This is a genomic window from Exiguobacterium sp. s40 (assembly GCF_018617905.1).
Taxonomy (GTDB): Bacteria; Bacillota; Bacilli; order Exiguobacteriales; family Exiguobacteriaceae; genus Exiguobacterium; species Exiguobacterium mexicanum_A.
The window spans coordinates 88,741-107,780 of sequence record NZ_JACSLC010000003.1; the positions used below are offsets into that span (position 1 = coordinate 88,741).

Below are 19,040 nucleotides of genomic sequence, written 5' to 3' on the forward strand. Positions count from 1 at the left end.
ATCTCGGACAAAGAGCCCAACCGTAAATCGGTTGAGCTCTTTTTTCAATTCGCTTGGTCCATCTCTTTATGCAGTTTGAGCAACTCATTCTTGTACAAATCCGAGCGTCCTCCAAAGATGGCCTGGATGTTATTTTTCACTTTCACGACCCCGGCTGCCCGAGTGCCTTCAACTCGTCCTCATCGATTTGGGACACATCTTTCAATTCGATACGGAGACGTGTGAAACAGGCATCGATATCGATGATGTTGTCACGGCCACCGAGCGCCTCTTGAATGGCAAGTGCCGTCGTTTGGATTGATGTCTTTCCTGATTTCTTTTCATTGTAGTCTTTGCGGGTAAACAGTTTCGTCTCTTGCTCCCCTCGACCTGGCGTCGCCAAGTTCCATTTTTTAATCGCGAACGTGAAGATGCCGTAATAGACGAAGAAGAATCCGGCCCCAACGACGAGGTTCATCCACCAGCGCGGCGTCCCTGGCAACACATTCACCAAGACATAGTCAATCAATCCCGAGCCACCGGCCCAGCCGATATGGGCGTCAAGAGCGTACATGAGCGCAAACGACACCCCTGTCAACACACTATGCACGACGTAAAGAAGTGGTGCAATGAATAAGAACGTGAACTCGATCGGTTCGGTGATCCCGGTCAAGAACGCCGTCCCTGCCGCTGCGAGCAAGAGGCCACGCACGACGGGACGCTTGTCCGGGTCGGCCTGACGGTACATGGCGAACGCCGCTCCAAGAAGACCGAACATGACGATTGGGAACTTGCCGGCCATAAAGCGTCCGGCCGTCACGTCGACACCTTCTGCGATTTGGGCGAGGAAAATATATTGATCCCCGCTCACAATCGAACCGTCAACCGTCGCCGTGCCGCCAAGTGACGTCCATAAGAACGGTGCGTACCAGATGTGATTTGACACTCCCACGATTGAAACCGTGGGATTCTGAAGTGCTTGTGCGAGCGCAGTCCATTTCTGTTTTGCTCAAGCCTTCAGATGAGGGTGTGCCATCACCCCTCCTGAGACAGACCCTATAGGTTCTCAGGCTGATGGACTGTTACCATCCATCACAGGTCGTTGCAGGTGTGCCCACCTGATGTTTTAGCGTCTTTTACGTGACGACAGGCATCGTTTTACCGGTCACATGGTTTCGTGACCGAACCGGATACGATTCTCAAGGAGCGATGGACACGGGCGTTTTAGAGACTTGTACTTGTCTATGGGATATATATACCCGAATGTCGGATGTTTTTCACATCCGAACTCACGTTCATTCCATGCCTAAAGGCGGGCTATGCCCGGTATGGGCTTTCCCGCTCGTAAAATCTGTAATCCGGTCGGAATCAATAAGCGTTCGAGCATTCCGTATAACCCGACGTAAGCCGGATTCGTCGCATCACTCGCGATGACGTTCGCCATCGCTGTGAGGCCGGTTTGAATCGGCGGCCAAATGAGCATCATAAAGAAACCGAGCAAGTTGGCGAAGATACTCAACCCGATTTGAAGCATCCCGGCACTGATCGTTTCGACCGTCCCGTTCTGTAAAAACGTCCAACTTTCTGCAAGCGGACCTGTTAGCGCCGCGCCGAGACCAAGTAAAATACCGGCCGCCGGCAAGAGCGCGACTGGTACCATGAGCGCCTTCCCGAATTTTTGAAATACCCCGAACCATTGACTCATTTGATTCACTCTTCATATGTAAGCGTTATCAATTCACAAAACGAACAAAGGGGAATAACTCCCCTTCGTCTTTAGCGTGCGATCGTCTCCCGTTGTTTGAGGGCCGGCCAATAGTTTTCGTTCTCGTTAATCAAATCGTCAAGGATTTGACGGGCGACCGGCGCATCGACGACGGTCCGGTTGAGCGTGAGTGCCTGGAGTGCCTTTTCATAGCTGTTCTCGAAATAGGCGTCGACGACGAGCTGTTCGTAGGCGAGCTGTCCTTCAATCATCCCTTTGTAGAAGCGAGGAATGTGTCCGAGAGCGAACGGCTTCGGTCCACGGTTCGTGAGCATCGCCGGCACTTCGACCATCGCATCATCCGGCAAGTTAGCGATGATGCCGTCGTTCTTCACCATGACGATGAAGATGTCGCCATTGTTGTAGGCGAGTGACGCTGCGACGCGAATCATGTAGCAACCGTGGATGTCGACTTCAAGATGCACGTTCTCAAGTGAGTCGTCAGCGATGATTTGATCGCACATCGAGAAGACCCGTTGCTGGCGGCCGTTGATGACTTGACGGGCCCGCGTGTTCTCCACGTCTTCCTTCTCCACCATGTCGGACGGATACAAATAATACTGAAGATACGTGTTTGGCAAATATTCCGGGAAGTCGGTGAGCATCTTCTCGACTTGCTTGAACGTCTTGATCCAAGATGGGTCGTTTGCGATCTCTGCGTCTTCTGGGATGAACCCGTCCTCTAAGATGGCGCGCTTGATGTCTTCCGTCAACTCATTGCCTTCTTTGTCATAGATGCCTGTGAACCAACCGAAGTGGTTGAGGCCGAAGTATTCCGGCACGAGATCCCAAATCTCTTTGCCGAGAATCTTCGCGTAGCTTACCATGATTGCGGCCGGCATATCACAGATATTCAAAATCTTTTTGTCATTCGGGTAGGCACGCTTCAACGCCTCGGCGACGATTGCGGCCGGGTTCGTATAATTTAAGATCCAACCGTCCGGTGAGCCTTGGCGGATGTCTGCGACGAGATCAATCATGTCCCCGATCGACCGCATCCCGTACGACATCCCGCCCGGTCCACACGTCTCTTGTCCAACCACGCCGTGACGGAGCGGAATCTGTTCATCTTTCTCGCGCATCTCCAGGCCGCCCGTTCGAATTTGAACGAAGAAGAAGTCCTTGTCGCGGAAGGCGTATTCTTTGTCCGTCGTATACTCGAACAGCTCGAGCTCTGGGTAATGCTCACGCAAGATGATTTCAGTCGCTTTGGCGACACGCTCCTGGCGCTCACCATCCGTATCGTAAAACGTGATTGAACGTAGTGGGAAGTGACCCTTCTCTTCGATCAAGCTCATAATCATACCGATTGTGTACGTGCTGCCGCCACCGACGACGACGAGGCGTTGTCCTTGTTTCATGTGTGCGTTCCCCTTTCAAATACATATCTTATTGATTACAATACAAATTTAATACATATTATTTTAAATGTCAACAATATTTTTGAAAACGTTTTACTTTGTGTATACTGGAAGTATGAATTTAGGTCGAAATCGGAGGGTCAGTCATGAAAGCAAAATCACCGCTCTACCAACAAGTCGCCCACAAAATGCGCACGTTTATCGAGTCCGGCACGTGGGCGCCCGGTGAGGCGATCCCGACCGAGGCTCAACTGGTCGAAGAGTTTAGCGTCAGTCGAGTGACTGTCCGGCAGGCGGTCAAATTACTCCAAGAGGAAGGTCTCTTATGGAAACGACAGGGCAGCGGCACATACGTCCAGTCCGAAAAGATTGAACACAACATGTACGAATTAAAAAGCTTCACAGAAGACATGAAACGAGAAGGGAAAGAAGTGACGAACAAAGTACTCACCTTCACGTTGCAGCCACCGAGTGAGAAAGTGCGAGAGGCACTCGAACTCGAAGATGACGAGCTCGTCTTCTACGTGAGGCGCCAACGATTCGCAGACGGCGAACCGCTCATCGTCGAGGACACATACTTGCCGCTAAAGCTGTTCCCCGACTTGACGTACGAAGTGATGTCGCAATCGAAGTACGCCTATATCGAAGAAGTCAAACAGTTCAAGATTGCGGACAGCGTCCAAGAGTTCATCCCGGTGCTCCCGACAAAAGAGATTGCCGAGATGCTCGGAGTGAGTGAACGAACGCCCGTACTCAAAGTCGAACTCTATTCGTTTCTTATGGATGGCAGTCGGTTTGAGTTCACAGAAACGTATTTCAAGAGTGAAGAATACCGCTTCATCATCCGCGCCGGACGAAGACATTAAAAAGGACCTGTGAATCACAGCGATTCACAGGTCCTTCGTCAGTTAATGACGATCGACAATTTATAATTGACGTACTTGCTGAGCCCGTCCAAAAAGGCGTTCAGCTCTTGGTTCGACGGGAATCGGCACTCTAAGACGTAGCAGCCGTCCCCGCTCACCTTGTAGTTATTGCGGACGTACGGCCGGTGCTCCTCGAGGAATAGGAGATACGGGTCGTGAAACGTGCTCGATGTGAAGATGGTAATCATCGCGTGGACCGGTAACCCGAGCTTGTCCTCGTTCACGCGAATCGTATACCCTTCGATGATGCCGAGATCTTCGAGCTTCTTGACGCGCGTCGCTGTCGCCTGCCCGGTCAAGTGCACGTGTGCCCCGAGTTCTTTCATCGTTATCCGGCTATTCGCCTGTAACGCCTCGAGGATGAGGCGGTCTGTTGGATCGAGCATAGGTGACTCCTTTCACGATTCAAGCCAATCCGTCCAAACACTTGATTCGTGTTATGTATGAAACGACGGCTACTTGTTAGACTGTACATACATTATAGCTAAAAGGAGAGATTTTTCTATGCACGTGCAACTAATCCGTAATGCCACACTCCGCGTCGAATACGCCGGAAAGACGTTCCTCATCGACCCGTTCCTCGGGGAAAAAGGCGCCTATCCCCCGTTCCCGAACTCGGAACGGCAAGACGCTAATCCATTGGCCGACCTGCCAATCGCGATCGACGACATTCTGACAGGCGTCGATGCCGTCATTTTGACCCACCTGCATCTCGACCACTACGACGAGGTCGCGAAACAAGTTCTGCCGAAAGCGATCCCGCTGTTCGTGCAAAACGAGGACGATTTAACTGTCATCGAAGGCGACGGCTTCACGAACGTGACCATGTTGAGCGACACGACAGCATTCGAAGGAATCAGACTCACGAAGACAGCAGGGGAGCACGGTCGCGGACCGATTTTAGAAATGGCCGGTTACGTGTGCGGTGTCGTCTTCACCCATCCTGCGGAACAGACGCTCTATGTCGCCGGGGACACGGTCTGGTATGACGAAGTCGCCAAGACGATTCAGGCGCATCAACCAGCAGTCATCGTCGTCAACGCCGGGGACAACCAATTCGTCGAAGGCGGGTCGCTCGTCATGAACGAACAGGACGTACGCCATGTGCATGAGGCGGCTCCAGCCGCGACGATTATCGCGGTCCATATGGAAGCGGTCAATCATTGGAAGTTGTCGCGTCCTGACTTACGCGCCTATGCGGCTGAACATGGATTCGCCGAGCGACTGATCATTCCTGAAGACGGCGAGATGATTTCACGCTAACGATACGATGCCCCTGACCTCCCACGTCAGGGGCATTTTTAGCTTCATCTTTGAATCCTTTTTGTGGTATTCTATGCTTCATACCGATGCCATGTCACCCGTTTTTTGCCTCGAGGGAGTTTTATGAGAATGAAGAAACGCGTCATTTTGCTTATGTCTATCTTTTTGTTAATCAGCTCCCTCACACAGGCGGCGATTCCGAAACCGAAAGCTTATAACGACCGTAGCCTCATCTATTTGACGCTCGATGACGGGCCGAACCGGAAGACGGGAGCGCTGCTTGACGTCTTGAAGAAGCATCGGGTCAAAGCGACCTTTTTCATCCTTGGGAAGAACATCGAGGGGAATGAGCATCTCATCCGACGCATCGTCGCTGAAGGCCATCTGATCGCCTTGCATGGGATGACACACGTGCGCGAGGAGTTTTACGCGTCGCCGATGACGGCTGTTCGTCAAATGAAGGACGTGCAACGTCTCATTTATGAAGTGACAGGCATCCATACGAATATGGCTCGTACGATTTACGGTAGTGACGCAGGCATGACGCCTGCGCACTGGCAAGCGATGGACGAGGCCGGTTTTGAGATTTGGGACTGGAACGTAGGCAGTCTCGATCACATCTATAAGAAAGACAACGCGCCAATCGAGCAGCGTGTGTTCAACCGGCTCGAGGCAAATTTCGAGATGAATATCGCCTCGATCATCTTGGCACACGATCACTCGATGACACCGCAAGCGCTCGATACAATCATCCGCTACGCGAAAGAACGCGACTATGAGTTCCGGACATTAGAAGGGGTTCATCCCCCATACAACTTTTTCAATCCGTGGGAACCGAATCAATAAAGAATGCCCCGCATCGATGGATGCGGGGCATTACTATTACATCTCTAATTCTGTGAACGCGAGCGGGACGAGCTCTTCCAGCGTCACTTCTTTCACGTCGGCGTTGCCGTTCGTGAGCAACACTTTGAAGTCCGGGTCGCCGAACTCGACGAGCACTTGGCGACAGATGCTACATGGCGGCAAGAAGTCGACCGTGTCACCTGACACCGCGACGGCTTCGAAGTCGCCTTTTTTATAACCTTGCGCGACCGCTGTGAAGATGGCCGTGCGCTCGGCACAGTTCGTCGCACCGAACGAGACGTTCTCGACGTTGACGCCGTCGATGACCGTTCCGTCCTTCATAAGAAGCGCCGCTCCGACGCGGAAGTTTGAATACGGCGAGTAGGCGTTCTCTTTCAATTGGCGGGCACGCTCGACTAATTGTTGTTGGTTCATGGGATCATTGTCCTCTCTGACTCGAAATGAACTGATGCCAGTTCCCGGCCTCTCTTTTTTGGGCAGGATTCTTAGCATACACCGCCACCTATCACCACGTCAACGACTTTTTGATGACGCTTTCACTTTAGTCGCAAAATTTTTGCCAGCTGTTCGTTCATCTCATTCGATTCAACTGTAAAATCACGTTCGGCCCAATGGATGATCATCCCGACGATGGCGTTCGCTTGATACGAACAGAACAACTCATGGTCAATCTCATCTTGCTTGTGCGCCGCCGTGTCGCGGAGGAGCAACTTGCGCACCTCGTCGAACAACATGTAATAGTACGCGAGCGGCACATTTTTCGAGAAGACGATGCGATAGAAGTCGACGTACGTCTGGACGTGATGAAAGATACGGATTGTCGACGGTTCAAGCTCACGCGGATTGAGCAGCTTCACATGACGATACGGCTCCTCATACGACTTGGCGAGGTCGGCGGTGATCTCTTGGAAGTACTCCTCGAATACGTCCTCGACCCGGGCATAGTGCAAATAAAACGTGCCCCGATTGACATTTGCCACACGACAAAGTTCCGAAATTGTCACTTGTTCGAGTGAACGATTCCTCAATAATTCGACGAGCGCCTCATGAAGCGCTCGTTTTGTTTTGATGACACGCAAGTCCGACTTCATGATTCGCACATTCCTCTCAACAGTTATGGCCTAAAATGTTGATTACTCAACAGTTCCTCATTTTTTGATGATTGTAAGCGCTTTCTAACATTCATTATAATAGTTATTGAACACATGTTCAATTAAAGGAGGAGACAGTCATGCGGTTATCGGGGAAAGTGGCGATTGTCACAGGTGCAGCATCAGGAATGGGGAAAGCGATCGCGGAGCTTTACGCGAAAGAAGGATCTCGCGTCGTCGTCTCGGATATGAATCTCGACGGGGCACAGGCCGTCGTCGAGGGGATTTCGGGCGAAGCGTTCGCCATCCAGACGGACGTCACGTCTGAAGAAGCGTTGCAGCAGTTATTCGACGAGACGGTGAAGACATTCGGTCAAGTCGACATCCTCGTCAACAACGCCGGCATCATGGACGGGATGGAGCCCGTCGGTGAGATCTCGAACGAGCGCTGGGAGAAAATCTTTGCCGTCAATACGGTGTCGGTCATGAAATCGATGCGCATCGCCGTCGACTTGTTCACGAAGCAAGGTCACGGCGTCATCGTCAACAATATCTCGGCCGGCGGCTTGTACGGCGCTCGGGCCGGCGCGGCCTATACGGCGTCAAAACACGCCGTCGTCGGATTGACGAAGAACACGGCGTTCATGTATGCCGACCAAAACATCCGTTGTAACGGAATCGCACCGGGCGCGGTCGCGACGAACATCGGCTCGACGATGACGAACATGAGTCAGGCCGGGTTCGGTCGCCAGCAACTTGGGATGGCCATCAACCCACGCATCGGACAACCAGAAGAGATTGCTCAGCTCGCCCTCTTCCTCGGCTCGGACGAATCGAGTTTCATCAACGGTCAAGTCGTCGCCATCGACGGCGGTTGGACCGCGTACTAAACCAAAAAATGAGCCACATCCAAACGCGGGATGTGGCTCATTTCTCGTTATAGCTCCCCTCTCCGGTTCATCCGGATTAAGAGATAAATCAAATACGGCGCTCCGACCATGCCGGTGATGACACCGACCGGGTAGCGGGCCGTGAAGGCGAACTGACCGATGAGATCGGCTGCGAGTACCAAGATGACCCCGACGAGTGCCGCCGGGATGATCGTCGAACGCCCGTCCCCGACGAGCCGCTTCGCAATCGGTCCCGCCAGGAACGCGACGAACGCGATCGGTCCGGTCGTCGCCGTCGCGAGCGCCAGCATGAGCACCGAGGCGACAATGAGCAGGACGCGCGTCTGGTTCGTCTTGACACCGAGCGACGTCGCCGTCATCTCCCCGAGCTCTAAAATCTGGAGCTGTCGGCTGAGTCGGAGGATGACCGGGAGGCAGAGCGCGACCGCGATCATGAGCGGCGGGAGCGTCTCCATCTTCACCCCGTTCAAGCTACCGCTCAACCAGCGCATCGCCGTCCCGACATCGTTTTGGCGGCTGATGAGCAACAGATAGTTGATGACCGCTGTCAGCATCGCCTGAATCCCGATGCCGACTAAGACGAGCCGGCCGATCGAGAAGACGGCGCCTTTCGACAAGAAGTAGATGGTGAGGACGGTCAACAGCCCGCCGATGATCGAGATGATGGAGACGAACGTATCGCTCGCCTGTAAGACGACGATGCCGAACACGGCTGCCGCACTCGAACCGGTCGTGATGCCGATGACGTTCGGATTGGCGAGCGGGTTACGAAGCATCGTCTGGAACACCGTCCCGGCGATCCCGAACGCGAGTCCGGCGAAGACGCCGGCGAGCATGCGCGGCAGACGGATCGTGCCGACGGCGAACGAGGCGCCCGGTACTTGTTCCCCGAACAAGACACGGACGACGTCCGCGACCGGATAAATCGTGTTGCCGAGCATGAGCATCGTCGCGCTCAACGTAAGGGCCAGCGCGAACAAGACGAGCGTCACGAAGACGGTCCGTTGCCGGCGCTTACGACTGTTATGGATGATGGGTTGAATCGATTGGTTCGTCATACGCCCCGCACCTTCACTTTCATCGTCAACGCGATCAAGATCGGGGCCCCGACGAACGCCGTGACGATCCCGACTTCGAGTTCACCGGGACTGCCGAGCAACCGTCCTGCCACGTCAGCGAACGTCAATAAAATCGCACCCGTCAGTGCCGACATCGGGATGATATAGCGTTCATCCGCTCCGATGACCAAGCGGACGAGATGCGGCGCGAGTAAACCGATAAAACCAATCGGTCCAGCCAGTGCCGTCGCCGCCCCGCACAAGATGACACCGGCGAACGAGGCGATCCCTTTCAACGTGCCGATGCGGACACCGAGACCTGTGGCGAGCTCTTCCCCGAGCGCCAAGATGTTGAGGGACGGTGCCGCCAAGATGGCGATGACGATCCCGCCGATAAAGAACGGCAGGAACGTCATAATCGAATCCATCGTCCCGGCCCCGACGCTACCGACTTGCCAGAACCGGAACTGGTCCATGACGTTCGAGCGCGGAATCATGATGGCCATGACGAGTGACGACAAGGCCGCACTCGTCGCCGCGCCGGCCAAGACGAGCTTGAGCGGCGTCGAGCCGCCCCGTCCGAGCGACCCGATGCCGAACACGAACGCCGCCGTCAAGAGCGCCCCGACAAGTGCGAACCAGATATAGTCGCTCGCGGTCGAGATGTTGAAGAAGGCAATCCCGACGACGACGAACAGCGCCGCTCCCGTATTGACCCCGAGAATGCTCGGGTCGGCGATCGGGTTGCGCGTCACCGACTGCATCAATGCGCCCGAGACACCGAGTGCCGCCCCGCACATGAAACTGAACACCGTTCGAACGACCCGCTGCCGGACGATGTCCGCTTCATACGACTGAACAGCCGGACGGAATAAACCGTCAAGCAGTTCATCCCATCCGACTGTCCGTGAGCCGAAAGCAAGCGAAGCGAGCATACAGACGACGAGCAGGACGAGCGACCCTACGATGAGGAGCCCGAACCGTCTCGGCGTGTGTAACTTCTTCGGCATATTCATTTGATTACTCGACTTTCGCGAGTGCTTCAGACACGAGTTTCACATAGTCGTCAATCGTATATTCGATCGAGAGTGGTGATGGTGTCCCAGCAGCCGCGAGCGGCGTGTTGTCTTCGATCATGACGACCGAACCGCGTTTGATGGCCGGCACTTTGCTGTAGAGCGGGTCAGCTTGAAGTGCTTTCAACGTCTCTTCGTTCCCGTAGGCGACGAAGATGTCGACGTCGTTCAAGATGTCAGCGTTCTCTGAGCTGAGCTCGAGGTAGAAGCTGTTTTCATCTTTGATTTGGCTCGTGATGTTCTCAGGGTACTCCATGCCGAGCTCTTCGATGAAGGCACCGCGTGGGTCACCCGTCGTGTAGATGTAGAACTTCGACAGGTCGTCTGGGCTGAGCGCGACGAATGCCGCTTTCTTCCCTTTCATCTCCGGTACTTCAGCTGCCTTGTCGGCGATGAGTTTCTCTGTGTCTTCAATCAACTGTTTGCCTTCTTCTTCCATGCCCATGGCCATTGAGTCGTAACGAACCGTGTCCTGCCATGATGACACCCAAGGCGTCTCTTGGTATGCGACGACCGGTGCGATCTCTGTCAACGTGTCGTAATCTTCTTGCGTGATGCCTGAGTAGGCAGCAAGAATGACGTCCGGCTGTGAGTCGGCGATCGCTTCGAAGTCGAGACCGTCCGTATCTTGATAGATGTTCGGCTTGTCTTCACCGAGGTCTTTCAACTTGTCAGCCGTCCACGGCAACATGCCGCTGCCGTCTTGGACACCGTAGTTCGCAGCCGAGAAACCGACTGGTACGACGTCGAGCGCGAGCGCCACGTCTTGGTTCGACCAACCGACCGTTGCGACACGTTCTGGCTTCTTGTCGATGACCGTCTCGCCTAACGCGTGTTTGATTGTGATTGGATAGCCTTCTGCCGTCTCAGCAGATTCATCTGTCGTGGCTGCATCTTCATTGTTCGCGCCGCATCCTGCGAGCACGAGCACGAAAGCAGACATGATGATGAACATATGTAGCATTTTCTTGTAGCTGTTCATGTTCGAATCCCCTTTTTTCTCTATGACAACGTTTTACGCCGACACTGATAATCATTATCATTTATGAGTATAGGATGAATCCGGGAGCGCTGTCAATCTGAACTTCAAGATATTCTTTAGAAAATAAAAAGAGCCCGCATCTCTCTGCTTTTGAGCGATGCGGGCTTTCGTCATAACGTTTGATTCGCCAAATTGATCAGTTGTTGGATCGGTAAGCGGGTCTCGTCGTCAAGTTCGACGGAGTTGCCATCGATGTAATAGATGATTCGGGCGGTGAAGCCGTCCTTGTTGATCCACCATAACCCTTGGGACGTCGATTCTGCCTCATCATAGAAAGCAGAGGTCCCGTCAGCAAGTACGTATTGGTCTCCGTATGACGAGATGTCCTCCATGTCTTCAGGTTCATCGACGACTTTATCGACGATGTAGCGCAGCTCTTGTGCCGTCTCCTCGTTCACATAACGAAATACGAAACTATGAAGATAGTGCGGCACTTGAATGTCGACTTCTGTGGAACGCTGAGTGATTTCAAACGGAAACGCAATCGGTTCTTCAAACGCGTGTTCAATCGACGGGTTCGGTGGGTCTGGCCAGTCCGTCGCCAGTTCAACCAATGCCAAAATGACAATCAGCCAACCTAGCAACCTCATCAACCGTTTCTTGTTCATCTGTCTTCGCCCGCTTCATCATTGAATTTGATTCCACGATTGATGATACGCCTCACTGCTTCCCTTGGGTAGACGAGAATCGAACGTCCGGTCAATGAATCGAAATTATCGTTGCCTACGCATCACATCCGCGATCGGACACCCTTCCCGCTCGAGCTCCGAGACGATGCGCGTATAATCCGTTTCGTTTCGATTCTGACTCAGCTTGAACGCCGCCTGCATCTCCGAAATGTCGATGCGGAACCCGACGACGCCATATTTCTGCCGCTGCACCGGCTCGGACAGTTCCTCCCAGACGACGGCGTGCTCCCGGTCCCCTTCATGGTCTTGAAGCAGTCCGGCCAAATCTTCCTCGAGTTGGTCCGCATTTAAAATGGTGGCCTGTCCGTATGCATGGACGGCCTGATAGTTCCACGTCGATACATCCTCATGTCCGTACCACGACGCCGACACATAGGCGTCCGGGCCTTGGACGATCAAGAGGACGGTCTGGTCTTCAATCGTTTGCCACTGTGGATTGTTTTTGGCGATGTGTGTCGTGAACCAGACGCGGCCCTCTTCCTCATGGAAACGGAGTGGCACGTGCGTCGCGATCGGTTTTTGGCCATCATACGTGACGATGGTGCCGAACGGATGCGCCTTCAAGAAATCATGCACTTCTCTCGGATCGTTCACGGCGTAAAGTTTTGGGACGTACATCGTATTCCTCCTGTCTGGTTCGTTCATCAACTGACTGGCCCTCCCGTATAATTCATGCCAACTAGGGTAAAGAGTAGATGACGCGATTCAACTAAGGAGGAATCTCTATGAAACCGACGAGTGAACTACTCACCACTTGCTTGCTTCGCAATCTGAAGTGGGAGCTTCTTGGGAAGACCGTGCTCTTACTAGCCACGGTTATAGACCAAGCTCGACGGGCAGTCCCTGCCCTGAGGTGTTTCGGTCGGCGAGGCGCAACAGGTTGAGGCTCGCGTTGACGTCGCGGTCGTGGTGCGCGCCGCACGCGGCACATGTCCACTCGCGGATATGCAGTTCCTTCTTGCCGCCGTTCTCGCCGCAGGCCGAACAGACCTGGGTCGAGGCGAACCACGGGTCGGCCTTGATCAGCGTCCGCCCATAGAACCTCGCCTTATATTCCAATTGACGGACGAACTCGCCCCACCCGGTGTCCCCGATCGATTTCGCCAGGCGGCGATTTTGCATCATCTCCCTCGGTTTCAGTGTCTCGACCACGACGACTTGGTTCTCGTCGACGATGCGTCGCGACAGCTTGTGGAGGAAGTCTTGTCGGCGGTCTTTGACCTTTTCATGCTTTTTTGCCAACAGGAGTCGCGCCTTCTCGCGGTTCCTGCTGCCGGGCTTCTTGCGGGCGAGGGCGCGTTGCGCTTGTTTGAGCCGCGCCTCGGCCTGTCGCAGGTTGCGCGGGTTCGCGATCTTCTCCGTGACGAGGGCGTCGTTCGTCATGGTGGCAAAGTGTTCCAACCCGAGGTCGATCCCGACCGTGTGCCCGGCCGGGACCCACGGCTCGTCGTCCTGCTCGACGAGGAGCGACACGAAGAATTTGCCCGTCCTCGTCATCGACACGGTCGCCGAGCGGATCTCGCCGTCGAAGTCGCGATGCTGTGTGAACCGGATGAACCCGACCTTCGGCAGACGGACTTTTCCCGCCTCGATACGGATCGTGCCGTGCTGGTTGTTCGTCGTGTAGGACGCGCGCGATTTCCGTTTCGACTTGAACACCGGGAAGGCGGCCGTGCCGGCGAAGAACCTCGCGAACGCGGTGTCGAGGTGCAACTTCGCGTTGGCGAGCGCGAGGCTGTCCGCCTCGCACAGGAACGGGAACAGCGGCTTGTAGGAGGCCGGTGTCGGCAGTTTGCGCTTCGGCCCGCCGCCCGCCTTCACCTCCTCGTGGATTTTGATGCGGTCCTCGAGCAATTTGTTGTAGACGAAGCGGGCGCAGCCGATTGTCCGGACCAGGAACTCGGCCTGTGCCGCCGTCGGGTGGAGCCGGTATTTGTAGCCCTTCAGCATCTCTCCCCCTCCTCTCGGCCGATGATCGTGATGAACGCCTTCCTCATCCGATACCCGCGACGGGGGAAGGGAAATCTGACAGAATAACGAACTTATGTTCGTTATATCTGTCACAGGGGTAGCCCGTGGATGTGGGACCAGGCGATTCATCTCCCACCTACGCTGGGCTTCGCCCGAGACGCTTAGAGGTGGGAGAATTCTCGCCAAATTTAGTTAAAGCATTCGTGTTCGATGTATATGGGACCTTGTTCGACGTCCATTCCGTCAAGACGGCGTGTGACGAACAGTTCCCCGGAAAAGGTGACCAAATCAGCCAAGCGTGGCGGACGAAACAGCTCGACTACTTCTTTACCCGCCACATCATGGGGCGCTACGAGGACTTCTCCGTCGTCACGCGCGACGCGCTCCGGTATGCATTGTCAGCGGCCGAAGTGACGTGGACGATCGAGACGGAGGACGCATTGATTGCCACTTACGCCGACCTGTCGCCATATGAAGAGGTTGAAGACGTCTTGCACCAACTTCATCATAAACAGACCATCGTTCTCTCGAACGGGACGGACGCGATGCTCGCGGAACTCATCCAAAACGCCGGTTTCACCGACCTGTTCGACGAACTCGTCAGCATCGACGGCATCAAACAAGCCAAGCCGTCACCGGCCGCCTACATGCATTGGTTCAAGAACAGCGGGCTGAAGCGGGACGAGGTGCTGTTCCTGTCCTCGAACGGATGGGACATCGCCGGTGCGAAGAACTTCGGATTCCACACGGCTTGGATCAACCGCGACGGCAAACCGATCGATATGCCCGACCTGGCCCCTGACGCCGTCTATGAGGACTTGTCCGGGATACTGGAATGGGTCACGGACGAAGCGGCTTGGCCATAATCAAATCGACTTGGGCGTCGTCGCCCATATAAAACGTGTGCGCCCCGGTCTGGACGAACCCGTGCTTTCGGTAAAAGGCGAGTGCCTTATGGTTATGTTCCCACACGCCGAGCCAGATTTCACGTTTGTTCAGCTCACCCGCGCACGTGATGGCCTGGTCATACAACGCCTTCCCGACGCCACTTCCTTGGAACTTCCGTCGCACATAAATCCGTTCGAGTTCGAACGCCTCTTCGCCCATGGCCTCGGTCTGGGCGTTGTTGGCGTTCACTTTTAAGTAACCAGCTACTTCCCCGTCGAGTATGGCGAAGAAGAACTGTGAGTCTGGATTCGAAAGCTCTTTTTTAAGTTGCGCTACGTTGTACGCCCGCTCGAGATACGCGGCCAAATGCGCCGGGTCATTCTCCGCTTCGAACGTTTCCGTGAACGTCTCGATGCTGATGGTGCGAAGTGCGTCAACGTCTTCGATTGTGCAAACTTTGATAGTGATCATGTTTCGTCCCCCTCTAGTAGTCTCGTTTCTTCCCTTTCTTCACCGCGTCCCAATCCCCTTCGATATTGTGGCGGACCCGCTTCAACAGCCGGAGTAGCTGCTCGGCTTCCTGGTCGCTCAGCCCGGTGAGCGCGACATCCGTCGAATGTTCGTGCTCTCGGATGATGACCGGATACAGCGCCTTGCCCCGTTCAGTCGGGACGAGCCGCTTGATTTTCTTGTTGTGCGGGTCGTCCTGCTTCGTGATCAACCCGTTCGTCTCCAACTTTTGAATCGCCCGCGCCGCCGTCGTCCGATCGACTTTGATCAATTCGGCGAGCTTCTCTTGAATGATGCCCGGCTCTTCACAAATCCGGACCAAATACAGATATTGCCCTTTCGTCAGCTCGAGCTCCTTGAACTCGATATTGCTGATCGAGTCGAGGGCACGGGCAATCATCCCGATTTCACGCAACTGGTCTCTCATATAGTCCTCCTGATTGTTGTATTTGCAATATGTTACGTTCAGTATAATTGATTTAGTTGCATTTGCAACAAAAAAGTATTTTGGGTATGAACTTTGATTATGTGAGAAAATGAAGGTATCATTCCACGAAACGAGGGGATCTCATGGCACACCGCATTTACACGACGAGCTTCGCGAGCGTCTATCCGCTCTACGTCGCGAAAGCCGAACGAAAAGGACGGACGAAAGACGAAGTCGATACAATCATCCGCTGGTTGACGGGCTATGACGAGGCCGGGCTCGAACGCCAACTCGCTGCCGAGGTCGATTTTGACACGTTCTTCGCCACCGCACCCAAGATGAACGAAGACCGCGCCTTGATTAAAGGTGTCGTCTGCGGCGTCCGCGTCGAGAACGTCGAGGAGCCGCTCATGCGCGAGATTCGCTATTTGGACAAACTCGTCGATGAACTGGCCAAAGGCATGGCGATGGCGAAGATTTTACGAGGAGGCGACGTCTGATGGACTATACGATACTCGTCGACGACAAGCGGCTCGACGCTTTCATCCGTTTAATTGACGCCATCGATGCGAACTTACCGGCCGGGTTCGAGAAGACGACCGACGGGAACGGCATCCATTATGTCGTCCCGCTATCGGCGTATCCGTCCGGGTATCACGTCACGCCGGGCACCCCGCTCCCATTCTTGAGCGTCATCGCCCAGAAGAACCATGTCGCCGTGTATCATATGGGCGTCTATAGCGACCCGGAACTGCTCCGCTGGTTCGAGGAGTCATACGCCGCCCAAGTGCCGACGAAGCTCGACATAGGCAAGAGCTGTATCCGCTTCAAAAACGTGAAGCATATCCCATATGAGTTGATGGGTGAACTCGTCTCGAAGATGACACCAGAACAATGGATTGCTGCGTACGAATCACGCTAAAAAAGGCAGTTCGATTTTTTCTCGACCTGCCTTTCGTTTGTCGTACCGTAAATTTATTTGTCATTTGACGCATCTCGTCTGCCATGTTCGACAGTTCTTGGGCCGAAGCCGTGATCTCTTCCATCGACGCCATCTGTTCTTCCGTCGCCGCCGAGGTGTTCTCGGTTTCGGTCGCGGTCGTCTCCGTGATGCCTTGGATCTCGTTCACGGACGTCAAAATTTCGGTCGCCCCGACTGCCATCTCTTGAACGGCGCCCGACACTTCCTCCACTTTTTGTCCGACCTCTTCGATCGCCCGCTTGATATCCTCGAACGCGTCGCCCGCTTGTTGGACGTTCGTGACGCTATGGCCCATCTCGCTCTCGACGATGTGCATCGTTTGGACGGCTTGTTTCGTCTCCGTCTGCGTATCCCCGATCAAACCGGAGATGCGTTTCGTCGCGATTGCCGACTCTTCAGCAAGTTTCCGAACTTCTGAGGCAACGACGGCGAATCCACGTCCTTGGTCGCCGGCCCGGGCCGCTTCGATGGCCGCGTTTAAGGCGAGCAAGTTCGTCTGTTCGGCGATGCCAGAAATCGTACCGGTGATACTGCCGATTTCTTGCGAACGAACATCGAGTTGACCGATGACCGTCTGCAACGCCTTCACTTTTTCGTTCATCGCCTCGAGCTGGGACTCGAGCGTCTCAATCAATTCGTTGCCGGTCCCGACTTTTTGAAGTGCCCCGTCCGACAGTTCAGTCATATGCTGGGCACTGTCTGAGACGTGATGAATCCCGTTCGTCAGTTCAGTGAGCGTGTTGCTCGATTCCTTCACACGCGTCAATTGACGGACCGAACCGGAGGCGATCTCCTCCATCGTGACGGCGACCATCTCAGTCGCTTTTGTCGTCTCTTCGACGTTCGATTTCAAATCATCTGATGACGTCGCGACGCGCCCGGCTGTCGCCGTGACGTTGCCGATCAAGTCGCGAAGACTATCTTTCATCTCGTTAAATGAGTAGGCGAGCGAACCAATCTCGTCACGCGACGTGTACGTGCTGTCGACCGTCAAGTCACCGGCTCCGGCACGGCTCATCAGTCCATTCAACTCACGGATTGGGCGGACGATGAGGCGCGTGATGTAGACACTGAGCCCGATTGAGACAAGTGCCCCGAGGGCGACAAGCGCCCAGAACAACGTGACCGATTCCGTCCGCTCGTTCTGCATCGTCGTGCTTGCCGTCTCAGCTTCTTGATTGATGCCGTCCATGACGACCGTTGCCGTCTCGACCAAGTCTTGACGGACCGGTCGCAAGTCACTCATATAGACGCGATAGGCCGCCGTGTTCTCATTTCGAAGCACCGGCTGAAGCACGAGTTCGGTCCCTTCGAGATAGGCTGCAATCTCGGCATTCAAGTCTTCGACTCGACCTTGCATCTCGGCATCTGTTGAGGCGAACGTCTCGTTGAACAGTTCGAGGTTCGTCCCGATGCTATCACGCCGTTCCTCGATACTTGCCTCTAGTTCTTCATTTCGAGACGCATCCGTCGTCAGCATCAATTCGAGCAAATACCCGTCCAAGGCACGGTTGTCCGTCCGTATCTGACCGAGCGCCCGAATCGGCAGCACCCGCTCTTCATATAGTTCTTCCCCCGCATCGGCCATCCGTCCCATCAAGACATGACTGAGCGCCGCGATGATGACGAGCGTTGCAATGAACACGGTGATGAGCACCTTGACACTCCCACGATTGAAACCGTGGGATTCTGAAGTGCTTGTGCGAGCGCAGTCCATTTCTGTTTTGCTCAAGCCTTCAGATGAGGGTGTGCCATCACCCCTCCTGAGACAGACCCTATAGGTTCTCAGGCTGATGGACTGTTACCATCCATCACAGGTCGTTGCAGGTGTGCCCACCTGATGTTTTAGCGTCTTTTACGTGACGACAGGCATCGTTTTACCGGTCACATGGTTTCGTGACCGAACCGGATACGATTCTCAAGGAGCGATGGACACGGGCGTTTTAGAGACTTGTACTTGTCTATGGGATATATATACCCGAATGTCGGATGTTTTTCACATCCGAACTCACGTTCATCCCATGCCTAAAGGCGGGCTATGCCCGGTATGGGCTTTCCCGCTCGTATAATCTGTAAATTTTTTAGACATATTTAAATTCTTCATGATCATCCCTCCTATCTGCTTTATCTTAGGAAAGCAGCTTCACGTGAAGCGTGATCGCACATGCGTTGACCTAAGTTTCCATTTTCAGCGCCGCTACCTGCTCATCAGCACATTCGGCACCCATTTGTAA

General features: G+C 54.4%; 22 protein-coding genes. 7 read left to right on the forward strand and 15 right to left on the reverse strand.

What is annotated here, in order from left to right; translation table 11 throughout:
• Nucleotides 1-142: 142 nt before the first annotated feature.
• The 3 genes from KNP02_RS15065 to KNP02_RS03575 all read right to left on the reverse strand — a co-directional run bounded on the left by KNP02_RS15065 (nucleotide 143) and on the right by KNP02_RS03575 (nucleotide 3,105).
• Nucleotides 143-931: a PTS transporter subunit EIIC gene (locus KNP02_RS15065; protein WP_353047322.1), complete on the reverse strand. Its 789-nt coding sequence runs from the start codon at nucleotides 929-931 to the stop codon at nucleotides 143-145.
• Between the two features lie 354 nt (nucleotides 932-1,285).
• Entirely contained in the window at nucleotides 1,286-1,684 is a 399-nt protein-coding gene (locus tag KNP02_RS03570) for a hypothetical protein (protein WP_214710240.1), read from the reverse strand.
• Nucleotides 1,685-1,755: 71 nt separating this feature from the next.
• Complete coding sequence (locus KNP02_RS03575; protein ID WP_214710200.1) at nucleotides 1,756-3,105, reverse strand: 6-phospho-alpha-glucosidase; 1,350 nt, start codon at nucleotides 3,103-3,105, stop codon at nucleotides 1,756-1,758.
• A 146-nt stretch (nucleotides 3,106-3,251) separates the two neighbouring features.
• Between KNP02_RS03575 and KNP02_RS03580 the strand changes: the two genes are divergently transcribed.
• On the forward strand, nucleotides 3,252-3,971 hold the full coding sequence (locus KNP02_RS03580; RefSeq protein WP_214710202.1) for a GntR family transcriptional regulator: 720 nt from the start codon (nucleotides 3,252-3,254) through the stop codon (nucleotides 3,969-3,971).
• A 38-nt stretch (nucleotides 3,972-4,009) separates the two neighbouring features.
• Here KNP02_RS03580 and KNP02_RS03585 read toward each other — a convergent pair whose 3' ends face one another.
• Nucleotides 4,010-4,417, reverse strand: coding sequence for an Lrp/AsnC family transcriptional regulator (locus KNP02_RS03585; protein WP_214710204.1), 408 nt, complete (start codon nucleotides 4,415-4,417; stop codon nucleotides 4,010-4,012).
• 118 nt (nucleotides 4,418-4,535) lie between these two features.
• On the opposite strand from KNP02_RS03585, the gene KNP02_RS03590 reads away from it, so the two are divergent.
• The gene (locus tag KNP02_RS03590) at nucleotides 4,536-5,294 is read left to right on the forward strand and encodes an MBL fold metallo-hydrolase (protein WP_214710206.1); all 759 of its coding nucleotides are present in this window, start codon (nucleotides 4,536-4,538) and stop codon (nucleotides 5,292-5,294) included.
• A gap of 129 nt (nucleotides 5,295-5,423) precedes the next feature.
• Nucleotides 5,424-6,140, forward strand: coding sequence for a polysaccharide deacetylase family protein (locus KNP02_RS03595; RefSeq protein WP_214710208.1), 717 nt, complete (start codon nucleotides 5,424-5,426; stop codon nucleotides 6,138-6,140).
• 36 nt (nucleotides 6,141-6,176) lie between these two features.
• Here KNP02_RS03595 and KNP02_RS03600 read toward each other — a convergent pair whose 3' ends face one another.
• Nucleotides 6,177-6,575, reverse strand: coding sequence for a cytidine deaminase (locus tag KNP02_RS03600; protein WP_214710210.1), 399 nt, complete (start codon nucleotides 6,573-6,575; stop codon nucleotides 6,177-6,179).
• 122 nt (nucleotides 6,576-6,697) lie between these two features.
• Nucleotides 6,698-7,255, reverse strand: a complete 558-nt coding sequence (locus tag KNP02_RS03605) for a TetR/AcrR family transcriptional regulator (protein WP_214710236.1) — start codon at nucleotides 7,253-7,255, stop codon at nucleotides 6,698-6,700.
• A 137-nt stretch (nucleotides 7,256-7,392) separates the two neighbouring features.
• Between KNP02_RS03605 and KNP02_RS03610 the strand changes: the two genes are divergently transcribed.
• Nucleotides 7,393-8,142, forward strand: a complete 750-nt coding sequence (locus tag KNP02_RS03610) for an SDR family oxidoreductase (protein WP_214710212.1) — start codon at nucleotides 7,393-7,395, stop codon at nucleotides 8,140-8,142.
• Nucleotides 8,143-8,189: 47 nt separating this feature from the next.
• Here KNP02_RS03610 and KNP02_RS03615 read toward each other — a convergent pair whose 3' ends face one another.
• The 6 genes from KNP02_RS03615 to KNP02_RS03640 all read right to left on the reverse strand — a co-directional run bounded on the left by KNP02_RS03615 (nucleotide 8,190) and on the right by KNP02_RS03640 (nucleotide 13,978).
• The gene (locus KNP02_RS03615; RefSeq protein WP_214710214.1) at nucleotides 8,190-9,221 is read right to left on the reverse strand and encodes a FecCD family ABC transporter permease; all 1,032 of its coding nucleotides are present in this window, start codon (nucleotides 9,219-9,221) and stop codon (nucleotides 8,190-8,192) included.
• Complete coding sequence (locus KNP02_RS03620; protein WP_214710216.1) at nucleotides 9,218-10,237, reverse strand: FecCD family ABC transporter permease; 1,020 nt, start codon at nucleotides 10,235-10,237, stop codon at nucleotides 9,218-9,220. The genes KNP02_RS03615 and KNP02_RS03620 overlap by 4 nt, the downstream gene beginning before the upstream one ends.
• A 4-nt stretch (nucleotides 10,238-10,241) precedes the next feature.
• Nucleotides 10,242-11,279, reverse strand: a complete 1,038-nt coding sequence (locus tag KNP02_RS03625) for an iron-siderophore ABC transporter substrate-binding protein (RefSeq protein WP_214710218.1) — start codon at nucleotides 11,277-11,279, stop codon at nucleotides 10,242-10,244.
• 170 nt (nucleotides 11,280-11,449) lie between these two features.
• A complete protein-coding gene (locus KNP02_RS03630) occupies nucleotides 11,450-11,947 on the reverse strand; it encodes a hypothetical protein (protein ID WP_214710220.1) in 498 nt (165 codons plus the stop codon).
• A gap of 105 nt (nucleotides 11,948-12,052) precedes the next feature.
• Complete coding sequence (locus KNP02_RS03635) at nucleotides 12,053-12,646, reverse strand: FMN-binding negative transcriptional regulator (RefSeq protein ID WP_214710222.1); 594 nt, start codon at nucleotides 12,644-12,646, stop codon at nucleotides 12,053-12,055.
• 198 nt (nucleotides 12,647-12,844) lie between these two features.
• A complete protein-coding gene (locus tag KNP02_RS03640; RefSeq protein WP_214710224.1) occupies nucleotides 12,845-13,978 on the reverse strand; it encodes an RNA-guided endonuclease TnpB family protein in 1,134 nt (377 codons plus the stop codon).
• Nucleotides 13,979-14,166: 188 nt separating this feature from the next.
• Between KNP02_RS03640 and KNP02_RS03645 the strand changes: the two genes are divergently transcribed.
• On the forward strand, nucleotides 14,167-14,865 hold the full coding sequence (locus tag KNP02_RS03645) for a haloacid dehalogenase type II (RefSeq protein ID WP_214710226.1): 699 nt from the start codon (nucleotides 14,167-14,169) through the stop codon (nucleotides 14,863-14,865).
• Here the strand turns inward: KNP02_RS03645 and paiA are convergent.
• Both paiA and KNP02_RS03655 read right to left on the reverse strand, forming a co-directional pair.
• Complete coding sequence (gene paiA / locus KNP02_RS03650; RefSeq protein ID WP_214710228.1) at nucleotides 14,840-15,358, reverse strand: spermidine/spermine N(1)-acetyltransferase; 519 nt, start codon at nucleotides 15,356-15,358, stop codon at nucleotides 14,840-14,842. The two genes, KNP02_RS03645 and paiA, sit on opposite strands and share 26 nt — an antisense overlap.
• 13 nt (nucleotides 15,359-15,371) lie before the next feature.
• On the reverse strand, nucleotides 15,372-15,824 hold the full coding sequence (locus KNP02_RS03655) for a MarR family winged helix-turn-helix transcriptional regulator (RefSeq protein ID WP_214710230.1): 453 nt from the start codon (nucleotides 15,822-15,824) through the stop codon (nucleotides 15,372-15,374).
• Nucleotides 15,825-15,967: 143 nt separating this feature from the next.
• On the opposite strand from KNP02_RS03655, the gene KNP02_RS03660 reads away from it, so the two are divergent.
• The gene (locus KNP02_RS03660) at nucleotides 15,968-16,324 is read left to right on the forward strand and encodes a DUF2200 domain-containing protein (protein WP_214710232.1); all 357 of its coding nucleotides are present in this window, start codon (nucleotides 15,968-15,970) and stop codon (nucleotides 16,322-16,324) included.
• Nucleotides 16,324-16,746, forward strand: coding sequence for a DUF1801 domain-containing protein (locus KNP02_RS03665; RefSeq protein WP_214710234.1), 423 nt, complete (start codon nucleotides 16,324-16,326; stop codon nucleotides 16,744-16,746). The genes KNP02_RS03660 and KNP02_RS03665 overlap by 1 nt, the downstream gene beginning before the upstream one ends.
• Here KNP02_RS03665 and KNP02_RS03670 read toward each other — a convergent pair.
• Nucleotides 16,652-18,463: a methyl-accepting chemotaxis protein gene (locus tag KNP02_RS03670; protein WP_353047320.1), complete on the reverse strand. Its 1,812-nt coding sequence runs from the start codon at nucleotides 18,461-18,463 to the stop codon at nucleotides 16,652-16,654. The genes KNP02_RS03665 and KNP02_RS03670 overlap by 95 nt on opposite strands.
• Nucleotides 18,464-19,040: the final 577 nt, after the last annotated feature.